The 1950-nt window shown below is 69.7% G+C and carries 1 protein-coding gene; it reads right to left on the reverse strand.

The features are described 5' to 3' along the window. Positions 1-57: 57 nt before the first annotated feature. Entirely contained in the window at positions 58-1827 is a 1770-nt protein-coding gene (locus ABIA32_RS33485; protein ID WP_370103643.1) for an IS481 family transposase, read from the reverse strand. Positions 1828-1950: the final 123 nt, after the last annotated feature.

Genomic DNA, 1950 nt, shown 5'->3' on the forward strand with positions numbered 1-1950 from the left:
TGTCGTTCTTCGGTTGATGCTTGACGGTTTGGCTTCGGGTGATGGTTGACACGGGGGCTAGGTTCCGTAGTCGATATGCCCGCTGGCGCGGCGGCGGCTAACCTCCTGGATTTTTGTGCGGGGGTAGGTGCCGAGGTCGGTGTCGCCGTCCGTGATGCGGAAGTGGGTGTCCTGGACGGTGACGGTGACGACTTTGCCGCGGTGGGAGGTGCCGATCTGGAGTTTGCAGCCGGCGATGTGGAGGGTGCCCTGTCCGGAGACGACTCGGGTGACCTGGAGGGTGGGTTCGGGTTGCGGGGGTGGGCCGGCCAGGCGTGCGCCGTGCAGGCGGCTGCGGGCGGCTGGGGTGAGTGGGCTGGGTAGTGTGCGTCGGAGCTGGCCGTCGGTGATGACGTGGACGAGGTGGGCGTCGAGCCGCAGCACGACCCGGTGGCCGGCCAGGGGCATTCCGACGCTGAACTGTGTGCCGCCCAGTGCGACGCATCCGCCCCGGTTGACGGTGCGGTGGACCTCGATGACGGCGTCCGGGGGTAGGGGGCCGGGGGGAAGGGCGTTGGAGGGTGCGGGTCGGCCGGGGCGGGCGCCGTCCTGGCGTCGCAGGCGGGTGAGTTGGGCCCCGGTCAGGGGCAGGGGGCGGGTTTTGAGGCAGCGGGTGCCGTCGAAGGCGTGCAGGGTGGTGCCGTCGACCCAGATGGTGAGCTGGGTGGCGGCGCGGGAGCGGCCGAGCCAGAGCTGCTGACCCAGGACGCCCAGGTTGCCGCTGGCCGGGACGGTGACGGTGAACTCGACGGCGGTGACCGGCGGGACGGGGGTGTTGGGGCCGGGCTGGTCGGGTTGCGGGCCGGTCGGGGTGGGTGCGGGGGCCAGTTCGGCGGGGAGCTTCAGCGGCACCGGTTCCGGCTGGGCCTGGTCGTTGGGCACTGGGGCTCGGTGGAAGGCGGTGGCGGGGCTGGCCATGTTCAGGGCCTGGTGGGGGCGGGTGGTGTTGTAGAGGGTGATCCAGGTGTCCAGGGCTGCCTGGGCGGCGGCCAGGGTGGGGAAGGGGTCGTGGGTGGCCAGGAATTCCTCGCGTACGGTGCGGTGCCAGCGTTCGACCTTGCCGGTGGTGGTGGGTGAGCGGATGGCGGTGTTGCGGGTGGTGATGCCGTTCTCGCGGCAGATGCGTTCGAAGAGGACTTCGACGGGGCGTGGTCGGGTGAAGCGGCCGGTGAACTGCTTGCCGTTGTCGGTCAGGACCTCCTCGGGGATGCCGTGGCGGCGCATGGCGGTGGCGAAGGCGGTGCACACGCCGCGGGCGGAGGCACGGGGCAGCAGGTGGGCGATGACCGCGAAGCGGGAGTGGTCGTCGATGCCGCTGAGGAGTTTCAGTTCGGTGCCGTCGGCCAGGAAGACCCCGCCCATGAGATCCATCTGCCACAGCTGCATGGGTGCGTCGCGTTGCCAGCGTGTGTAGGAGGAGCGGGGGCGGCGGCGTTGGCCCGGTGTGATCAGGGTGTTGCGGACCAGGATGCGGTACAGCGTGGCCTGCGAAGGGACCGGGCTGACGCCCTTGCGGCCCAGCTCAAAGGCCAAACGGGCGGGTCCCCAGGCGGGGTGCTGGCGGCGCATCTCGCACACGACGGCCTCGATCTCCGCGCTGGTGCGGTGAGGGCAGGCCCGGGGACGGTGCGAGTGGTCGGCCAGGGCGGCCAGTCCGCCCTGCAGGTAGCGGTTCTTCCAGGTGTGGACGGTTTGCCGTGAGACGCCGTAGCGCGCGGCGACCTCGGTCACCGGGCTGCCGTTCTCGATCTCGATGACAGCGCGGTAGCGCTGTTCCATGATGCTCAACTCCACCAGTGCCAACATGGCCTCCCTGGAGATCGTTGACCGATCGTCAGGAAGCTATGTCAGCTGACAGGTGTCAAGCATCAACTGAAGCCGCAGTGTCAAGCATCAACCGAAGTAGGACAA

The sequence above is a fragment of the Streptacidiphilus sp. MAP12-20 genome, from assembly GCF_041262525.1.
GTDB lineage: Bacteria > Actinomycetota > Actinomycetes > Streptomycetales > Streptomycetaceae > Streptacidiphilus.